Source organism: Pseudomonas sp. LBUM1649 (genome assembly GCF_059716155.1).
On sequence record NZ_CP166807.1, the window covers coordinates 2,797,658 to 2,813,302 of the forward strand.

A 15,645-nucleotide genomic window follows, 5' to 3' on the forward strand; every position below is an offset into this window, starting at 1 on the left:
TGCTGTGGTTGGGGTGCTTCAGCCCTGGCTGAAGTGCGACCCGCCCACTGTTTCATCTCCATGTCAGGCGAATGTGTCCTGAACCGACGGTTGTGTATCGCTGTGTACGTCCGCCAGCGATCAATACACATTGATACAAATTGTCATGCCTTCACCCAACGCTGGCGACTCCAGCTGCTCAGCGTGTCGACGGCAAACACCAACACCAGCATCGCGAGAATGACCGTACTGGCCTGGGCCTCCTGGAACAGGCTGAGACTGAAGTAAAGCATTTGCCCCAGACCACCGGCACCGACGAAGCCAAGCACGCTGGCCATGCGGATGTTGTTCTCCCAGCGGTACAGGATGTAGGCCAGCAACTGCGGGAACAGATTGGGCAGGGTGCCATAGCAGAACGCCTCTATGGCGTTACCCCCCTGCAGGCGCATCGCATTGGCAGGTTCGGGCGGGGTGTTTTCCAGTGCTTCGGCAAACAGCCGGCCGAGCACACCGGTGGTGTGCAGCGCCAAGGCCAAGGTGCCGGCATTGGGGCCGAGCCCGGCGGCCAGGACCATAAGCACGGCCCACACCAGCTCCGGAATCGCGCGCAAGGCATTGAGCATCAGGCGCGACAAACCTTGCATTGGCCAGCCGAATCGACCGGCCGCCGGCAGCGCCAGCAGCAAGCCGAACACCGTCGCCAACAGCGTGCCCAGTGCCGACATGGCAATGGTTTCAAGCGCGCCGCGAGCAATGGCCTGCAAATGCCCGGTGCTCAGGTCCGGGCTGAGAAAACGCTGCACGTAAGCGGCCATCTGTTTCAGGTTGCCGCTGGCGCCCAGTTCACCGAGGTCGATGCCCAGGTAGCGGAACGAAGCAAACACCGCGGCGCCGATGCACAGCACCAGTAGCAGGTTGACCAGGCGCTTCATGCCAGCCTCCAGCGCATCAGCCGGCTCAGTTGATCGGCGAGCAGCACCAGGAAGAGGAAGGTCAGCAACAGGCTGGCCACTTCACCGCCGGCGAACATGCGCATCGACAGGTCGATTTGCTGGCCCAGGCCACCGGCCCCGACGAAGCCCATCACCACCGAAGCTCGAATCGCGCATTCCCACCGGTACACCGTGTACGACAACAGTTCCGCCGCGACATTGGGCAAAATCCCGTAGCAGAACGCCGCGAGCCGGCCACTGCCGGCTTGCAGCAGCGCGTGGGCGGGGCGCTGGTCGACCGACTCGAAAATTTCCGCGTAGACCTTGCCCAGCATGCCGCTGTAGGTAATGGCGATGGCCAGGACCCCGGCAGTCGGACCGAGGCCGACGGCGCGCACGAACAGCAGGGCCCAGACGATTTCCGGCACGCTGCGCAGGAAAATCAGCACGCCGCGCACCGGCCAGCGCAACAGTTGCCCCCAATGGCTCGGACGACCGGCGCGGGACGCTGCCGACAGCGACAGCGCGCGGCTGGCCAGCAGGCTGGCGGGGATCGCCAGCAGCAGTGCCAGGGCCATGCCGGCCGTGGCGATGGCCAGGGTCTGCAAGGTCGCCTGCCACAATAGCTGGAGGAATTCTGTGCCATGGGCGGGCGGCCAGAAGGTCGCGACAAAGCGGCCCATCTCGCTCTGGCTGTCACTGGCCAGCAACACACTCAGGTCCAGTTCGCTGAAGCGCATGCCCGGCCACAACAGGGCAATCGCCAGCAGGCTCAGCAGCAGGCGTGGCCGGGTGGCGGGGTCGCGGGTGTCACGGCTCAGCATCGGGGAATCTGCACGCTCAAAGGGGGAACCGGGGCTGGCGAGGGCTGCAACTGCTCGTTCGCGTAGAGCGTGTCGAGCCGCTCGCGGTCGACGGCGCTGGCCGGCAGGTCGAAGAGGATCTGGCCGTCGCGCAAGCCGATGATCCGCGAGAAGTGCGCCAGCGCCAGTTCCACTGCGTGCAGGCTGGCGACCAGGGTGACGGCGTGCTCCCGCGCATGCTGGCAGAGGACCTTGAGCGTATGGCCGGCCAGCACCGGGTCCATCGCCGATACCGGTTCATCGGCCAGCAAAACCTCGGGTGCCTGGTACAGCACCCGGGCAATGCCCACGCGTTGCAGTTGACCGCCGGACAATTGCTGGCACTGGGCGAAGAGCTTATCGTGCAGGTCCAGCCTGGCCAATGCCGCGCGAGCCCCCGGAACATCCAGCGGATGCACCAGGTTCAACAGGCTCTTGCCCAACCCCCATTGACCGATTTTTCCCGCCAGCACCGCGGTGATCACCCGCTGGCGCGGTGGCAGCGGCGGCGCTTGATGCACCAGGCCGATGCGCGCGCGCAGGCGTTGGCGCTGGCGGGCCGACAGGTGCCAGGGGTGTTCACCCAGCACCTGCAACTCGCCGTTGCCAGGGCGCAGGCCGGTGGCGAGGATGTTGAGCAGGCTCGACTTGCCCGCGCCGGACGGGCCGATGATGGCGACCTGTTCACCAGCTTCGATGTGCAAGTCCAGGCTGCGCAGCGCCTGTACGCCGTTGGCGTGGGTGAGGCTGACCCGGGTCAGGTGCAAGGTCATTTGAGCAGGTCGGCGGCGCGTGCGGCATCCTCGATACCTTTGTAGTTCTCAGGCTTGGTCTCGATGAAGCGGCTGGCGGCCTGCAAATCCAGGATCGCTTTCTGCTCAGGGTTCGCTGGATCGAGCGCCAGGAAGGCGGCCTTGATCTTCGCCGCCAACGCCGGGTCGAGGGTGCCGCGCACGGTCCAGTTGTAGTCGTAGTAGGCCGGCGTGGTGGCAAATACCTTGACCTTGCTGGTGTCGACCTTGCCGGCCTTGACCAGTTTTTCCCAGACGCTGGCGTTCAGGACACCGGCGTCGACCTTGCCCGCCTGGACCCAGGCAACGGTGGCGTCATGGGCACCGGAGTAGCCTACGCGGCTGAAAAAGGTTTCCGGCTTGATGCCGTCCTGGAGCATGAAATAGCGCGGCATCAAGCTGCCAGACGTCGAGGACACCGACCCGAAGGCGAAGGTCTTGCCCTTGAGGTCGGCGAGGGATTTGACGTTCGGGTCAGCGGTGATGAACTTGCTGGTGAACTGGGCATCCTGTTCGCGCTGCACCAACGGAATGGCATTACCGGTTTTCAGGCGTGCCTGGACGAAGGTGAAACCACCCAGCCAGGCCATGTCGATCCGGTCGGTGGCCAGCGCCTCGACCACGGCCGGGTAATCGCTGACAGGCACGAACTCGACCTTCATGCCTAATTGCTGTTCCAGGTAAGTGCCCAGGGGCTGGAACTTGCGGAGCAGTTCGGTGGGGGCTTCATCCGGAATGGCGCTGACCTTCAAGGTGTCGGCAGCCTGCGCCAGCAGGGTGGAAAGCGACAGGGTCAAGCCGACAGCCAATGCCAGGGTGCGTTTGAGCATGAAAGTTCTCCGGTTCATTAGCGCAAGTATTTCCAGGTGCCTGGCACGCATGGGTAGCGGCCAGGCGCCTTTTGAGGGTAGACGAAGTGCGGTGATTGTAAGGGTTACTGTGCCATTGGCTAATACTGTTGCAGATGGCGCATCAACCAATCGCTGAAGCTTCGTGCACTGTTCTCACTGTCACGATGGGTCAGCAGGGCCCAATTCGGCCCGCGGATGGTTTGTTCCACCAGCGGTTGCAACAAGCCGTTGGCGCAGGCTTGCCGGCTCAGTAACTGGCTGACCAGCGCAATGCCGAGCCCCGCGCAAGCGGCATCCAGCAAGAGGCCGGGATCGGAGAAGTTCATCCCCTGATCCTACTGGCCGACATCAATGCCGGCTTCCACCGCCCAGTGACTCCAGTCCATTTCCCGACAGCCGCCGCTCAATGACTTCAGATAAGGCGCATCGGGATGCCCCGACGCGCCTTGCGTCATTTACTGGCATCGAGCACGACGCGGTAACGCGCCTTGCCACTGCGCAGGTGATCGATGGCCTCATTGACCTGGCTCATGGGAAATATCTCGACCTGCGGCAGGATCTGATGGCGGGCGCAGAACTCGAGCATGGGATCGCGCTCACCTGAGATCAGGCCGGCCGGTAGGCCGCCTCGCTTTGGCTTTTGATTTTCTTGCCCCTCGAGAGGCCGAGTGGAGGTTCTGCGGAGTGGGTAAACCGGCATGGATGCCGGTTTAGCCGCGCTGGGCCAAGGATGGCCCATCGCGGCGGGCCCTGTGGAGCGAGCTTGCTCGCGAAAAACGTCCGGACAACGTGGTCACTCAGACAGCGCACGTTATCGTTGTCGTCCTTCGCGAGCAAGCTCGCTCCTACAGGCTCTTCCAAGTGACTCGCTGTATGAGCGAAACCATAGGTGGCCGTTACCGCAGGAATGGATATGTACGCGGTCAACAAAATCCAGGTCGGCTATCAGGCCGCCATAGCTGGCAAGCAGCTCAAAAATGCGTATTGGATGTGGGGTGTCAGATCGATTGGCTGGACGGGTTGGTCAGCACTGCGCGCAAGGCATGACGGTGTATCGCAACGTATCCACCGTTCGCAACGCTACGTTCACATACAAAAACCGGGGTGGCTGGACACGCAGGCGATACACGGCAAGCGCGAAATGCAACAGCCGCACAACGGCTTTTACCTTGCACACATTGGAGAATCAACATGTCCCGAACCCACAACCGCTACGCGGCAGGCCTGCTCGGCGTTGCCCTCGTCACTGCGACACTCGGTGCTTTCACCGGCCTTGCCCAAGCCGAGGAGGCTGGCCAGCCGCCGGCAAAAAACTGGCAGGCCGGTCTCAAGCGTACGGACCTGGTGCGCCGCGACCTTGACGTCGCCGGGCGCGAAGTCATCCAGGTGCGCGTTGATTTCGATCCGGGCGTGGTGTCGCCGAAACACTCACACCCCGGGGTAGAAGTTGCCTACGTCATCGACGGCACCTTCGAATATCAACTCGAAGGGCAACCGAGCGTTACGCTCAAGGCCGGAGACTCCCTGTACATTCCGGCCGGTACCGCCCACGTGGCCAAGAACGTCGGCCAGGGTAAGGCGTCGGAACTGGCGACCTACATCGTCAAGAAAGACACCCCGCTGGTGATACTGGAGCAGTAAGCGCCTCTACCGAGCGTCAGCCTGCCTGCGCCACGCGATCAGGCAGGCGACGACGATCAGCCCCAGCGCGACGAGAAAGGTGGTGCGCATGCCGCTGGCAATGGCCTGCGGATGCACGGTGCCGATGTCGACCGCCTTTAAGGCCAGGGCGAACACGGCGCCCAACGCCGAAGCCCCGGTAACCAGCCCCAGATTGCGCGACAGGTTGAGCAGGCCGGACACTACACCGCGTTGATCGGGCGGTACGTCGAGCATGACGGCGGTGTTGTTGGCGGTCTGGAACACCGCATACCCCAGGGTGACGACGACCATGGGCGCGATGTAGCCGCCGACGCCGAACGTTTCGGGCACGACCGACAACATGAAGCAGCCGAACGCCATGCCCAGGAGCCCGGCGAGGGTCATGCCAGGGACACCGCAACGGTCGACGATGCGCCCGGCGGGCACTCCGGTCAGTGCGGCGACCAACGGACCGACCGACAGCACCAGCCCGATCTCGACAGCCGTCAACCGCAGCGTCTGCGACAGGTAGAACGGCCCGACCACCAGCGTCGCCATCATCACTGTCGTCACCAGCAGGCTCATGGCAAGGCTGCCACTGAGTCGGGCATCGCGGAACAGGGCGAGGCGCACCAGCGGTGCCGCGACTCGCGCTTCAACCCTGACGAACAACCCGAGTCCCAGGCAGGCCACCAGCAGCAGGGCGATATTCGGCAGGTCGAAGTGACCGCGTCCAAGTGTCATGGCCAGGGCATAGGCGGCGAGGCTCAGGGCCAGTAATAGCGTGCCCAGCGGATCGATACCCGTACGCCCGGTCTGCGCCGGGCGATCCTCGGGCAGGTAGCGTTGCGCGAGCAGCCATGTCAACAGGCCCAGGGGCACGCAGATGAGGAAAATCGAGCGCCAACGGAATCCGCCGATGAGCACACCCCCGAGCGCCGGGCCCATCGCGGTGCCAATGGCCGAAATTGTTCCCAGCAGACCCATGGCGCCGCCGGTCTTGCCCTTGGCGACCCAAATTTACCCTCGGGCCTAACATGGCGGAAGGCGCACGTATTGCAGTTAATACGTGCATGCAACGCCATGTCATTCGACCCTGGGGCCACGCATGTCCATACCCGATCTCAACCTGCTGATCACCCTTGATGCGCTGCTGACAGAAGGCAGTGTCGCCCGCGCCGCCAAACGCCTGCGCCTCAGTCCATCGGCGATGAGCAGGGCGCTGGCGCGATTGCGCGAAACCACCGGCGATCCGCTGCTGGTCAGGGCCAGCCGCGGCCTGGTGCCTACGCCGAGCGCGCTGGAGTTACGGGAGCGGGTTGGTCAGCTTGTGCTGGAGGCTGAAACAGTGCTGCGCCCGGCCGAGCAACCCGACCTCATGCGCGTGTTGCGCACATTCACCGTGCGCATCAGCGAAGGCTTTGTCGAAAACTTCGGCGCCGCGCTGATCTCCCGCGTCGCCGAACAAGCGCCGGGCATACGCCTGCGCTTCGTGCACAAGCCCGACAAGGACAGCACGGCACTGCGCGACGGCATGGTCGATCTGGAAACGGGGGTGGTGGGCAAGGCCGCGAGCCCGGAACTGCCTACCCAAGGGTTGTTCCGCGATCGCTTCATCGGCGTGGTGCGCGCGGGGCATCCGCTGTGCGACGGTGAGATGTCGCCCGCGCGATTTGCCGCGCACAGTCACATCAGCGTGTCACGGCGGGGACTGGAGAAGGGGCCAATCGACGAAGCCCTGGAGTTGCTCGGTCTGCAGCGGCACATCGTGACCATGGTCGCCGGCTTCTCGACCGCACTGGCGCTTGCCCGATCGAGCGATCTGATTGCCTGTGTGCCGCAGCGGCATACCGCCAATCTGCGGTCTGGTATGCACAGCTTTGTGCTGCCATTGTCACTGCCTGAATTTACCGTGGCCATGCTTTGGCATCCGCGGCTGGATGCCGACCCGGTGCATCGCTGGCTGCGTGGTTGCCTTCGGGAAGTTTGTGCGCAATAAGCCTCTGCTCAGAAGTGATTGCGACGGGTGGTAGCGGTGAACTCAGTCGCCAGCAAATGCTCGGCCAGCACATCGTTGAGAAAGCGGAACTGATCGTTGAGCCCGACCACTTCGTTATTAAAGTGATGACCGGCTGCCGGAATCAGCAGCGCTTCGAATTTTTCGTCGAACACCAGGGTCAATACTTTACGAGACTCGAATTGCTGCGAATAGTAGTTGTTGCCGAACACCGGGAAGCTCACGGCCAGGGTGACTTTGTTGATCATGACGTGCGCTCCTCGCAGAGGACGAACCAGCCGAACACGCTCAACGTGAAGGCCGTCAGGGCCAGGCAGGTCAGGAGATGGATCAGCATGGTTTGACCCTCCGCTACAGGGTTTGGTGTTGGGTTGGAATTGATCCTACGCTGTCGGTCGCTGGGCGGAAGGCATTCGTGACGATGGTGAATATCGATGCGAGTGATGGTCGGATGGCGAGGGTGTTCTTGATGGCCTCATGCCAGCAGGCTGGCTCCCACAGGGGTTATGGGTGTTCACAAGAATGGTGTTCCAACCCGATATAAGTGGGAGCGAGCTTGCTCGCGATGGCGGCCTCAAGAGCACTATCAGTTCTGAGCGGGCAACAGCCGCCACCTATACTCAAACCAGGTGCTTCGAGCGCCGAACATCCCGTTCGGCTCACACTTTAGGAAACCGCGATCTTGAACCTGCGTTCGCTGATCGTCGTGCTGCTGGTGTTGGCGGGATGCGTCACGGCCCCGCCTGCGCCGGTGGAAGTGCCGCAGATAATGATTTCCCCGAGCACCTGGCAACAAGTGGACCGGGAGATTATCGATGCCTCGCAATCGGCCACCGAACAGGCAAAAATCTACGCGCGCGGAGCCATGGATTACTGGCGCACGCGGGTCTATCAGCTGACCGAAGAAAACTTCATTCCCTGGTTCAGCAGTTATTGGACCCAGGAATGGCTGTCGATGAAAGTCAGTTGGTACTCCATCAGTAGTTCCAAAGGCGAGCAAGATGCCTCGGCAAAGCGCCTGGCGGCTTATCTGCTGGAGAAGTACCAGGAAAAAGTGCTGGCCCCGGCGGCGCTTGAGGTTGATCCGGATGCGATCCTCACCCTGGCAGCGGCGTTCTACCTGGACATTCTCAAGGAAGAACTGCAGAAGATTTCCCAACGCCATGGCGTGCCGATGGCTCAACTCAATGGGCGCATTCGGAAAATTCCCGCGATTGCCCTCGGGCCACCCTCTGCCAGGGACGCCTCGCTTTACCAGGTCGTACACACCGAGCAGCTGACCACGTTGCCGGCGTACGCCGCGCTGGTTGACAAGGTCCACAAGGCGGGTGGCGACAAGGGCGTTGGTTCGACCGACACCGCCATGGCGCCAGTGGCCAAGCGTGCCAGTCAACGGATTGAAGCCGAGATGGCCCCGCGCGGGGCGGCCAGTGCGGTAGCAGCGGCAGCGGGGAAGCTGGCCGGTGCGTTGATCTCCGTCGGGGTTGCGGGCGTGCGGGCGATCATCCAGGCCAACGACCGGCCGGACAGCGAAGCGCTGATTCGCAGCAGCCTGGGCAACACCTTCGATAAGGCATGGACCAAACTGGTGCAGAACCCGACGACCGGTGTGATGGCCGGGACCCTGTACATGGCGGGGCAGATCGAAGGCAGTCTGGCCAGCAGCGCTGAACCGCCGGTCGGTCTGGATGCCGGGCATGTCGAATGGCGGCCGAGCCAGTCGACTAACCAGCAGATCAACCCGTGAACCCAGGAGAATGCTCATGTCCTATGTCAATGCCTTTGCAGCAGCAGTCCCTACCGCCAACCGCGAACAATTCAAGGCGCACGCTGAAATCGCCGTCAGCATTTTCAAGGAGAACGGTGCACTCAGTATCGTCGAATGTTGGGGCGAGGATGTGCCCGACGGCAAAGTCACCTCGTTTCCCATGGCGGTGAAACGCAAGGACGACGAAACCGTGGTGTTTGGCTGGATCATCTGGCCGGACAAGGCTACATGCGATGCCGGAATGGAAAAAATGATGGTCGATCCAAGGATGCAGCCGGACGTCAATCCGATGCCGTTCGATGGCCAGCGCATGATCTTCGGCGGATTTCAAATGATCGTCAAAGCCTGAGTACCTGCCGCAGGATCACTCGGAAACCGGGGTGATCCTGCAACTCTTGCGATTACGAATCTCGCGGTCTGTCGGCCGTTCCTTGACGAACTCGAAGCGCGGCTCACCTTCGTTGTAGTGAACCAGCCACCCCCATTCGAGCTCGAACTCATCTTGACCGGGTTTCGGTGGCACGGCCCACCATGGCTCTTTGCTGATGATTTCTCGCATGGCCCCCTCCAGTTGAATTGCTTGCATGAACTATAACTTGGATGTCAGGAGGTGCCACGAATGAGCGACGAATCCCGCGAACCATTCAAACGGCTGTTTTTTGCGCTGGATTGCGCACCGGCACAACGCAAGGCCATCGCCCAATGGCGCAGCGCCTTGCAATTGCGCAGCGGGCGTCCGGTGCCGGTCGAGAATTTTCATCTGACCTTGAAGTTTTTGGGTTCGGTCGGGATCGCGCAGATTGCCGACATCTGCACGGCTGCCGCGTCTGTGCGCACGTCGGGCGAACGCCTGACCGTGGAGCTTGATCGCCTGGACGTGTGGCGCAGGGCAGGGGTACTGGTGCTGGCGCCCGAGCAGGCATCGCCTGAGTTGTTGCGGCTGGTGTATGACCTGGAGCAGGCCTTGTTGCCCTTTGTCCTTGCGGATGCACCACGGGAATTTCGCCCGCATTTGACCTTGGCGCGTGACTATCGGGCGCCGGTTCCGGAGTCCGCCACGCCACCCGAGTTTTTCCTGCGAGCCGAGCGCTTCACGTTGTTCGAATCGCACAAGGGCCGCTACCGGGCGCTGGCCGAGTGGCCGTTGGGCGGCGCTTGATCCAACACAAAAAAAGGCGCCCGAGGGCGCCAAACTTCACCTTAACCGAGGAGCCAGGTGAGGGATGCAGCGGTGGTAAGGCGCTGCATGAAAGTAAATCGGGAAAGCAGGCATCTCTGTCGGATGTGCTTGCCCCATCGCGAGCAAGCTCGCTCCCACAATGGAATGCGGTCCCCCTGTGGGAGCGAGCTTGCTCCGGGCGGCGTTCCGACGATGGCGGCATCAGATGCAGCATTTTTCCAAAGCGAACTAGTTTCCCAACTTCACCTTGGTCCAGCCCCGGGTCATCACCCGCTGCACGCCAATCGGCATGTCCGGGATGGCATACAAGGTCGCCATCACGTCTTGCGACGGGTACGAGCCCGGATCGTTGCGAATCGCCTCATCCACCAGCGGCGTCGCGGCCGCGTTGGCGTTGCTGTAGCCGATGTTGTTGGTGATCTCGGCGATGATGTCCGCACGCATCAGGAAGTTCATGAACAGGTAGGCGTTTTCGACGTTGGTGGCATCACGCGGGATGGCGACCATGTCGTAGAAACTGCCGGCGCCTTCTTTGGGGATGCTGTAGTCGATCTTCACCTTGTTCCCGGCTTCCTCGGCGCGGGCCTTGGCCTGCAGCACGTCGCCGGAGTAACCGACGGCCACGCAGATGTTGCCGTTGGCCAGGTCCGAGATGTACTTCGACGAATGGAAATACGCCACCGACGGGCGGATTTTCATGAACAGTGCTTCGGCCTCGGCGATGTGCGCCTTGTCCTGATCGTTCACCGGGTACCCCAGGTAGTGCAGGGCCGCCGGGATCATCTCGGTTGGCGAATCGAGGAAACTGATGCCGCAGGCTTTGAGTTTTTCAGCATTTTCCGGTTTGAACAGCAGATCCCAGGAATTGGTCGGGGCGTTGGCGCCGAGCACTTCCTTGACCTTCTGCGGGTTGAAGCCGATGCCGATCGAGCCCCACATGTACGGGAAGGCGTGGGCGTTATCCGGGTCGCTGGCGGAGGCGTTTTTCAGCAACACCGGATTGAGGTTTTGCCAGTTCGGCAGCTTCGACTTGTCCAGTTCCTGATAGACGCCAGCCTTTATCTGCTTGGCCAGGAAGCTGTTGGACGGCACGACGATGTCGTAGCCGGATTTGCCCGCCAGCAAACGGGCTTCAAGGGTTTCGTTGCTGTCGAACACATCGTAGGTCACGCGGATGCCGGTCTCGTCTTCGAACTTTTTGACGGTATCTGGCGCAATGTAATCCGACCAGTTGTAGACGCGCAGAACCTTGTCATTGGCCTGGGCGCCCGAGGCGATCGCGCCCAATAAGGACAGTGTCAGCAGAGTCCTGCCAAACATTTTCATCGGTACAACTCCATTCTTTTTTATTCAAATTACGCAAAGCAGTGAACACAAAATCTGTGGCGAGGGGATTTTTGTGGCGAGGGGATTTATCCCCGCTGGGCTGCGAAGCTGCCCCCTGGCCTGCAACCGAGGTGTATCAGGTACACCCAGTTCACAGGTTTACGACTGCTTCGCAGCCGAACGGGGATGAATCCCCTCGCCACAAAAATCCCCTCGCCACAGTTAAATTCCATCTCCACAAAGGCAGCAAGGCACTAGGCCGTCGCTTCTACCATTTGCTTTTTCGGTTGTTGCCACGATTCGCTTGCAGTCTGGTCCATCGCTTCCTGGATCGCCCGTTTACGGCTGGCTTCGGCACGGCGGCTGAAGTACCAGACCATGAAGGTCACGATCGACACGGCCAACAGGATCAGGCTGGCCACAGCGTTGATCTCGGGCTTCACGCCCAGGCGCACCGCCGAGAACACTTCCATCGGCAGGGTGGTGGAACCCGGGCCCGAGACGAAGCTCGCCAGTACCAGGTCATCCAGCGACAGGGCGAACGACATCATGCCGCCGGCCGCCAGTGACGGCGCGATCATCGGGATGGTGATCAGGAAAAACACCTTGAACGGCTTAGCACCCAGGTCCATGGCCGCTTCTTCGATGGACAGGTCCAGCTCGCGAAGGCGGGCGGAGACTACCACCGCCACGTAGGCGGCACAAAACGTGGTGTGGGCGATCCAGATCGTGACGATGCCACGCTCCATCGGCCAGCCGATCAACTGCGCCATGGCCACGAACAGCAGCAAAAGCGACAGACCGGTGATCACTTCCGGCATCACCAGCGGTGCGGTCACCAAGCCACCGAACAGGGTGCGGCCCTTGAAGCGGGTGACGCGCGTCAGCACGAATGCAGCCAGGGTCCCCAGTGCCACCGCGGCAATCGCGGTGTAGCAGGCGATCTCAAGAGAGCGCACCACCGAGCCCATCAGTTGCGAGTTGTCGAGCAGGCCGGCGTACCACTTGAACGACCAGCCACCCCACACCGTCACCAGCTTCGAGGCGTTGAACGAGTAGATCACCAGAATCAGCATCGGCAGGTAGATAAACGACAAGCCGAAAATCAACATGAACTTTGAAAATCCGAAGCGTTTCATCCCCGTGCCTCCATCTCTTTGGCTTGACTGCGGTTAAACAGCAGAATCGGCACAATCAGAATCAACAGCATCACCACCGCCAGGGCAGACGCCACCGGCCAGTCGCGGTTGTTGAAGAACTCCTGCCACAGCACACGGCCGATCATCAGGGTCTCAGGACCGCCCAGCAGTTCCGGAATCACGAACTCGCCAACCACCGGAATGAACACCAGCATGCAGCCGGCGATGATGCCGTTCTTGGCCAGCGGCACGGTGATTTTCCAGAAGCTGTTGAAGGTGCTCGAACCCAGGTCCGATGCCGCTTCCAGCAGGCTCTGATCGTGTTTGACCAGGTTGGCGTACAGCGGCAGGATCATGAACGGCAAGTAAGCGTAAACGACCCCTATATAGACGGCGGTGTTGGTATTGAGGATCTCGATCGGGTGATCGGTCAGCCCGGTCCACATCAGGAAACCGTTGAGCAGACCGTTGTTGCTGAGGATGCCCATCCACGCGTAAACACGGATCAGGATCGCGGTCCAGGTCGGCATCATGATCAACAGCAGCAGGACGTTTTGCGCTTCCCTGCGGGTCTTGGTGATGGCGTAGGCCATCGGAAAACCGATCACCAGGCACATCAGCGTGCTGAGCAACGCGACCTTCAACGAACCGAGGTACGCCGAGAGGTACAGCTCATCTTCGCCCAGCAGCGTGTAGTTGCCGATGTTGAGCAGCAGATTGAATTTCTGCTCGGCGTAGGTATAGATCTCCGAGTAGGGCGGAATGGCCAGGGCCGCCTCCGAGAAGCTGATCTTCATCACCAGGAAGAATGGCAGCATGAAGAACAGGCACAGCCAAAGGAACGGGATGCCGATGACGAGCTTTCGTCCGCTGGGCACCAGGCGCAGGAATTGCTGATTGAAGGTTCTCATGCGCGCAGTACCACGCCGCTGTCGTCTTCCCACCACACATAGACCTGATCGTCCCAGGTCGGACGTGCACCACGGCGTTCGGCGTTGGCCATGAACGATTGCACAACCTTGCCACCGGGCAGCTTGACGTAGAACACCGAGTGACCGCCGAGGTAGGCGATGTCATGCACCTTGCCGCTGGACCAGTTGTAGCGGGTGTCCGGCTTGACGGTGCTGACCAGCAGCTTTTCCGGGCGAATGGCGTAGGTGATCGACTTGTCCTGCACCGAGGTGCTGACGCCGTGGCCGACGTAGATCTTCTGCTCCAGGTCCGCGCTGTGAATGATCGCGTGACCTTCCAGGTCTTCCACCACGGTGCCGTCGAAGGCGTTCACGTTGCCGATGAATTCGCAGACCATGCGGCTGACCGGGGCTTCATAGATGTCGACCGGGCTGCCGATCTGGGCGATCCAGCCCAGGTGCATGATCGCAATGCGCTGGGCCATGGTCATGGCCTCTTCCTGATCGTGGGTCACCATGACGCAGGTCACGCCGACGCGCTCGATGATCTCGACCAGTTCAAGCTGCATCTGCGAACGCAGCTTTTTATCCAGCGCACCCATAGGTTCGTCGAGCAACAACAGCTTTGGACGCTTGGCCAGGGAGCGGGCCAATGCCACGCGCTGGCGCTGGCCGCCGGACAACTGATGGGGTTTGCGCTTGGCGTACTGGGTCATGTGCACCAGGCGCAGCATCTCTTCGACGCGGGCATCGATTTCACTGGCGGGCAAACGGTCCTGCTTGAGGCCGAAGGCGATGTTCTGCGCCACCGTCATGTGCGGGAACAGCGCGTAGGACTGGAACATCATGTTGATCGGCCGCTCATAGGGCGGCATGTCGGTGATGTCGACGCCGTCGAGCAGAATGCGGCCTTCAGTCGGGCGCTCGAAGCCGGCGAGCATGCGCAGCAGCGTCGATTTACCGGAACCGGAACCTCCGAGCAGGGCAAAGATTTCGCCCTGATGGATTTCCAGGGACACATCGTCCACTGCAGTGGTCTCGTCGAACTTCTTGGTGACGCGGTCGACTTTCACCAACACCTTTTTCGGTGCCTGGTGACCTTCAAGAGCCTTCCTGTAGATGCTGGAGGCGTTTGCCATGTGAAACTCCCAACAGGTTTCTGTCGTCGGGCCAACGCGGCCTGACTTAATAGTTGATTGCAAACCCGGGGCTTCACGGTCGACGCTGCCTCTTCTGTAGGAGCGAGCATGCTCGCGATGGTCGCCAACGATGACGCTGGCAGTCTGAATGCCCGCGGTGTCCGGACATCCATCGCGAGCATGCTCGCTCCTACAGGGAATTGCGTTTCCCACCCCGGGTTTATCCGGTGCCGCCGTCCTGGCTGCGGTACTTGTTGTTATTGCAGTGTGTTGTTGTCGTGAGTGGCGGGCGCGCAAAGGCACGCCCGCCTGACTCACGGGGGCAGTAAATTGGTTTTAGTGTTCTAAGTCAGCGCGAGTTACGCAGCGCCGCCCGTTGTCGGCACGCTTCGCCAAACGCCTGGAAAATTTTCAGGTACGGCGGGTTCTCAAGAACCTGCCATTCCGGGTGCCATTGCACACCGAGGGCGAAGGTTTTGCTGTTCTCCACCGAGACCGCCTCGATCAAGCCATCCGGCGCGAGCGCTTCGGCGCGCAGACCGGGAGCGAGTCGGTCGATGCCCTGGCTGTGAATCGAATTGACCTGGAACGCCGGGGGCAGGTCCAGCGCCTGGAACACACCACCGGGCTGCACACTGACGGCATGCGCCGGTGCGTATTGCACCGCGAGGTCGGGATGGTTGGCTTCGCGATGATCGAGGAAGCCGGGCAGCTCATGGACTTTCTGATGCAGGCTGCCGCCGAACGCCACGTTCATCTCCTGAAAGCCCCGGCAGATACCGAGTACCGGAACGCCGGCGGCAATGGCCGCGCGGATCAGGGGAAGGGTGGTGCGATCCCGCTGGGGATCGTGTTCGGTGCCGGGAGCGCTGTCAGGGCCTTGATAGTGGAAGGGTTCCACATTCGATGGCGAGCCGGTCAGCAACAGACCGTCGAGCTGCGGTAGCAGGTCTTCGATTTCGGTCAGTCCGCCTAAGGAAGGAATGACCACAGGCAGCCCAAGCGCGGCAACGCTGACAGCACGCAAGTACTTGTCGCCGCTGACATGGTAGGGGTGCAGGCCAATCTGTTTGACGCATGCAGTAACGCCGATCAATGGCTTGAATGCCATTTTTATCACCTCGAAGTT

General features: G+C 61.4%; 16 protein-coding genes and 3 pseudogenes. 5 read left to right on the top strand and 14 right to left on the bottom strand.

The window, feature by feature from the left end; genetic code table 11:
- Positions 1 to 143: 143 nt before the first annotated feature.
- From phnE to ACA058_RS13110, 6 genes and pseudogenes are all read right to left on the bottom strand, one after another.
- Positions 144 to 911: a phosphonate ABC transporter, permease protein PhnE gene (phnE, locus tag ACA058_RS13085; protein ID WP_497639454.1), complete on the bottom strand. Its 768-nt coding sequence runs from the start codon at positions 909 to 911 to the stop codon at positions 144 to 146.
- Entirely contained in the window at positions 908 to 1,735 is an 828-nt protein-coding gene (locus tag ACA058_RS13090; protein ID WP_497639455.1) for a PhnE/PtxC family ABC transporter permease, read from the bottom strand. The genes phnE and ACA058_RS13090 overlap by 4 nt, the downstream gene beginning before the upstream one ends.
- The gene (locus ACA058_RS13095; protein WP_497639456.1) at positions 1,729 to 2,526 is read right to left on the bottom strand and encodes a phosphonate ABC transporter ATP-binding protein; all 798 of its coding nucleotides are present in this window, start codon (positions 2,524 to 2,526) and stop codon (positions 1,729 to 1,731) included. The genes ACA058_RS13090 and ACA058_RS13095 overlap by 7 nt, the downstream gene beginning before the upstream one ends.
- The gene (locus ACA058_RS13100; RefSeq protein WP_497639457.1) at positions 2,523 to 3,374 is read right to left on the bottom strand and encodes a putative selenate ABC transporter substrate-binding protein; all 852 of its coding nucleotides are present in this window, start codon (positions 3,372 to 3,374) and stop codon (positions 2,523 to 2,525) included. The genes ACA058_RS13095 and ACA058_RS13100 overlap by 4 nt, the downstream gene beginning before the upstream one ends.
- 119 nt (positions 3,375 to 3,493) lie before the next feature.
- Positions 3,494 to 3,793, bottom strand: a pseudogene (locus ACA058_RS13105) (LysR substrate-binding domain-containing protein); the annotation flags it as partial.
- A 53-nt stretch (positions 3,794 to 3,846) separates the two neighbouring features.
- Positions 3,847 to 3,981: pseudogene (locus ACA058_RS13110) on the bottom strand (alcohol dehydrogenase); the annotation flags it as partial.
- A gap of 605 nt (positions 3,982 to 4,586) precedes the next feature.
- On the opposite strand from ACA058_RS13110, the gene ACA058_RS13115 reads away from it, so the two are divergent.
- Positions 4,587 to 5,036 carry a cupin domain-containing protein gene (locus ACA058_RS13115; protein ID WP_497639458.1) on the top strand — a complete coding sequence of 150 codons (450 nt, stop codon included), beginning with the start codon at positions 4,587 to 4,589 and terminating at the stop codon, positions 5,034 to 5,036.
- A 6-nt stretch (positions 5,037 to 5,042) separates the two neighbouring features.
- On the opposite strand, the pseudogene ACA058_RS13120 reads toward ACA058_RS13115, so the two are convergent.
- Positions 5,043 to 6,050 (bottom strand): annotated as a pseudogene (locus ACA058_RS13120) (MFS transporter); the annotation flags it as partial.
- Between the two features lie 94 nt (positions 6,051 to 6,144).
- Here ACA058_RS13120 and ACA058_RS13125 point away from each other — a divergent pair.
- On the top strand, positions 6,145 to 7,035 hold the full coding sequence (locus ACA058_RS13125) for a LysR family transcriptional regulator (RefSeq protein WP_497639459.1): 891 nt from the start codon (positions 6,145 to 6,147) through the stop codon (positions 7,033 to 7,035).
- A gap of 8 nt (positions 7,036 to 7,043) precedes the next feature.
- On the opposite strand, the gene ACA058_RS13130 is transcribed toward ACA058_RS13125, so the two are convergent.
- Positions 7,044 to 7,301 (bottom strand): hypothetical protein, encoded by a 258-nt coding sequence (locus tag ACA058_RS13130; RefSeq protein ID WP_497639460.1) that lies wholly within the window; start codon positions 7,299 to 7,301, stop codon positions 7,044 to 7,046.
- A gap of 434 nt (positions 7,302 to 7,735) precedes the next feature.
- On the opposite strand from ACA058_RS13130, the gene ACA058_RS13135 reads away from it, so the two are divergent.
- Positions 7,736 to 8,800, top strand: a complete 1,065-nt coding sequence (locus tag ACA058_RS13135) for a hypothetical protein (RefSeq protein ID WP_497639461.1) — start codon at positions 7,736 to 7,738, stop codon at positions 8,798 to 8,800.
- A 16-nt stretch (positions 8,801 to 8,816) separates the two neighbouring features.
- Positions 8,817 to 9,170: a DUF1428 domain-containing protein gene (locus ACA058_RS13140; protein ID WP_497639462.1), complete on the top strand. Its 354-nt coding sequence runs from the start codon at positions 8,817 to 8,819 to the stop codon at positions 9,168 to 9,170.
- A gap of 15 nt (positions 9,171 to 9,185) precedes the next feature.
- Here ACA058_RS13140 and ACA058_RS13145 read toward each other — a convergent pair whose 3' ends face one another.
- Positions 9,186 to 9,380, bottom strand: coding sequence for a hypothetical protein (locus ACA058_RS13145; RefSeq protein WP_497639463.1), 195 nt, complete (start codon positions 9,378 to 9,380; stop codon positions 9,186 to 9,188).
- 60 nt (positions 9,381 to 9,440) lie between these two features.
- On the opposite strand from ACA058_RS13145, the gene thpR reads away from it, so the two are divergent.
- A complete protein-coding gene (thpR, locus tag ACA058_RS13150) occupies positions 9,441 to 9,980 on the top strand; it encodes an RNA 2',3'-cyclic phosphodiesterase (protein WP_497639464.1) in 540 nt (179 codons plus the stop codon).
- Between the two features lie 249 nt (positions 9,981 to 10,229).
- On the opposite strand, the gene ACA058_RS13155 is transcribed toward thpR, so the two are convergent.
- The 5 genes from ACA058_RS13155 to ACA058_RS13175 form a co-directional block, all read right to left on the bottom strand.
- Positions 10,230 to 11,327 carry a polyamine ABC transporter substrate-binding protein gene (locus tag ACA058_RS13155; protein WP_497639465.1) on the bottom strand — a complete coding sequence of 366 codons (1,098 nt, stop codon included), beginning with the start codon at positions 11,325 to 11,327 and terminating at the stop codon, positions 10,230 to 10,232.
- Positions 11,328 to 11,581: 254 nt separating this feature from the next.
- A complete protein-coding gene (locus ACA058_RS13160) occupies positions 11,582 to 12,466 on the bottom strand; it encodes an ABC transporter permease subunit (RefSeq protein WP_338586316.1) in 885 nt (294 codons plus the stop codon).
- A complete protein-coding gene (locus ACA058_RS13165) occupies positions 12,463 to 13,344 on the bottom strand; it encodes an ABC transporter permease subunit (RefSeq protein ID WP_497639925.1) in 882 nt (293 codons plus the stop codon). The genes ACA058_RS13160 and ACA058_RS13165 overlap by 4 nt, the downstream gene beginning before the upstream one ends.
- 29 nt (positions 13,345 to 13,373) lie before the next feature.
- The gene (potA, locus tag ACA058_RS13170; RefSeq protein WP_497639466.1) at positions 13,374 to 14,516 is read right to left on the bottom strand and encodes a polyamine ABC transporter ATP-binding protein; all 1,143 of its coding nucleotides are present in this window, start codon (positions 14,514 to 14,516) and stop codon (positions 13,374 to 13,376) included.
- Between the two features lie 349 nt (positions 14,517 to 14,865).
- On the bottom strand, positions 14,866 to 15,627 hold the full coding sequence (locus tag ACA058_RS13175) for a gamma-glutamyl-gamma-aminobutyrate hydrolase family protein (protein WP_497639467.1): 762 nt from the start codon (positions 15,625 to 15,627) through the stop codon (positions 14,866 to 14,868).
- Positions 15,628 to 15,645: the final 18 nt, after the last annotated feature.

Excerpts from the sequence above, each read along its gene's own strand:
- ACA058_RS13125 (WP_497639459.1), top strand. The coding sequence starts at position 6,145 with ATGTCCATACCCGATCTCAACCTGCTGATCACCCTTGATGCGCTGCTG.
- ACA058_RS13175 (WP_497639467.1), bottom strand. The coding sequence starts at position 15,627 with ATGGCATTCAAGCCATTGATCGGCGTTACTGCATGCGTCAAACAGATT.
- phnE (WP_497639454.1), bottom strand. The coding sequence starts at position 911 with ATGAAGCGCCTGGTCAACCTGCTACTGGTGCTGTGCATCGGCGCCGCG.
- ACA058_RS13140 (WP_497639462.1), top strand. The coding sequence starts at position 8,817 with ATGTCCTATGTCAATGCCTTTGCAGCAGCAGTCCCTACCGCCAACCGC.
- ACA058_RS13095 (WP_497639456.1), bottom strand. The coding sequence starts at position 2,526 with ATGACCTTGCACCTGACCCGGGTCAGCCTCACCCACGCCAACGGCGTA.
- ACA058_RS13090 (WP_497639455.1), bottom strand. The coding sequence starts at position 1,735 with ATGCTGAGCCGTGACACCCGCGACCCCGCCACCCGGCCACGCCTGCTG.
- thpR (WP_497639464.1), top strand. The coding sequence starts at position 9,441 with ATGAGCGACGAATCCCGCGAACCATTCAAACGGCTGTTTTTTGCGCTG.
- ACA058_RS13100 (WP_497639457.1), bottom strand. The coding sequence starts at position 3,374 with ATGCTCAAACGCACCCTGGCATTGGCTGTCGGCTTGACCCTGTCGCTT.
- ACA058_RS13115 (WP_497639458.1), top strand. The coding sequence starts at position 4,587 with ATGTCCCGAACCCACAACCGCTACGCGGCAGGCCTGCTCGGCGTTGCC.
- ACA058_RS13145 (WP_497639463.1), bottom strand. The coding sequence starts at position 9,380 with ATGCGAGAAATCATCAGCAAAGAGCCATGGTGGGCCGTGCCACCGAAA.
- ACA058_RS13160 (WP_338586316.1), bottom strand. The coding sequence starts at position 12,466 with ATGAAACGCTTCGGATTTTCAAAGTTCATGTTGATTTTCGGCTTGTCG.
- ACA058_RS13155 (WP_497639465.1), bottom strand. The coding sequence starts at position 11,327 with ATGAAAATGTTTGGCAGGACTCTGCTGACACTGTCCTTATTGGGCGCG.
- potA (WP_497639466.1), bottom strand. The coding sequence starts at position 14,516 with ATGGCAAACGCCTCCAGCATCTACAGGAAGGCTCTTGAAGGTCACCAG.
- ACA058_RS13130 (WP_497639460.1), bottom strand. The coding sequence starts at position 7,301 with ATGATCAACAAAGTCACCCTGGCCGTGAGCTTCCCGGTGTTCGGCAAC.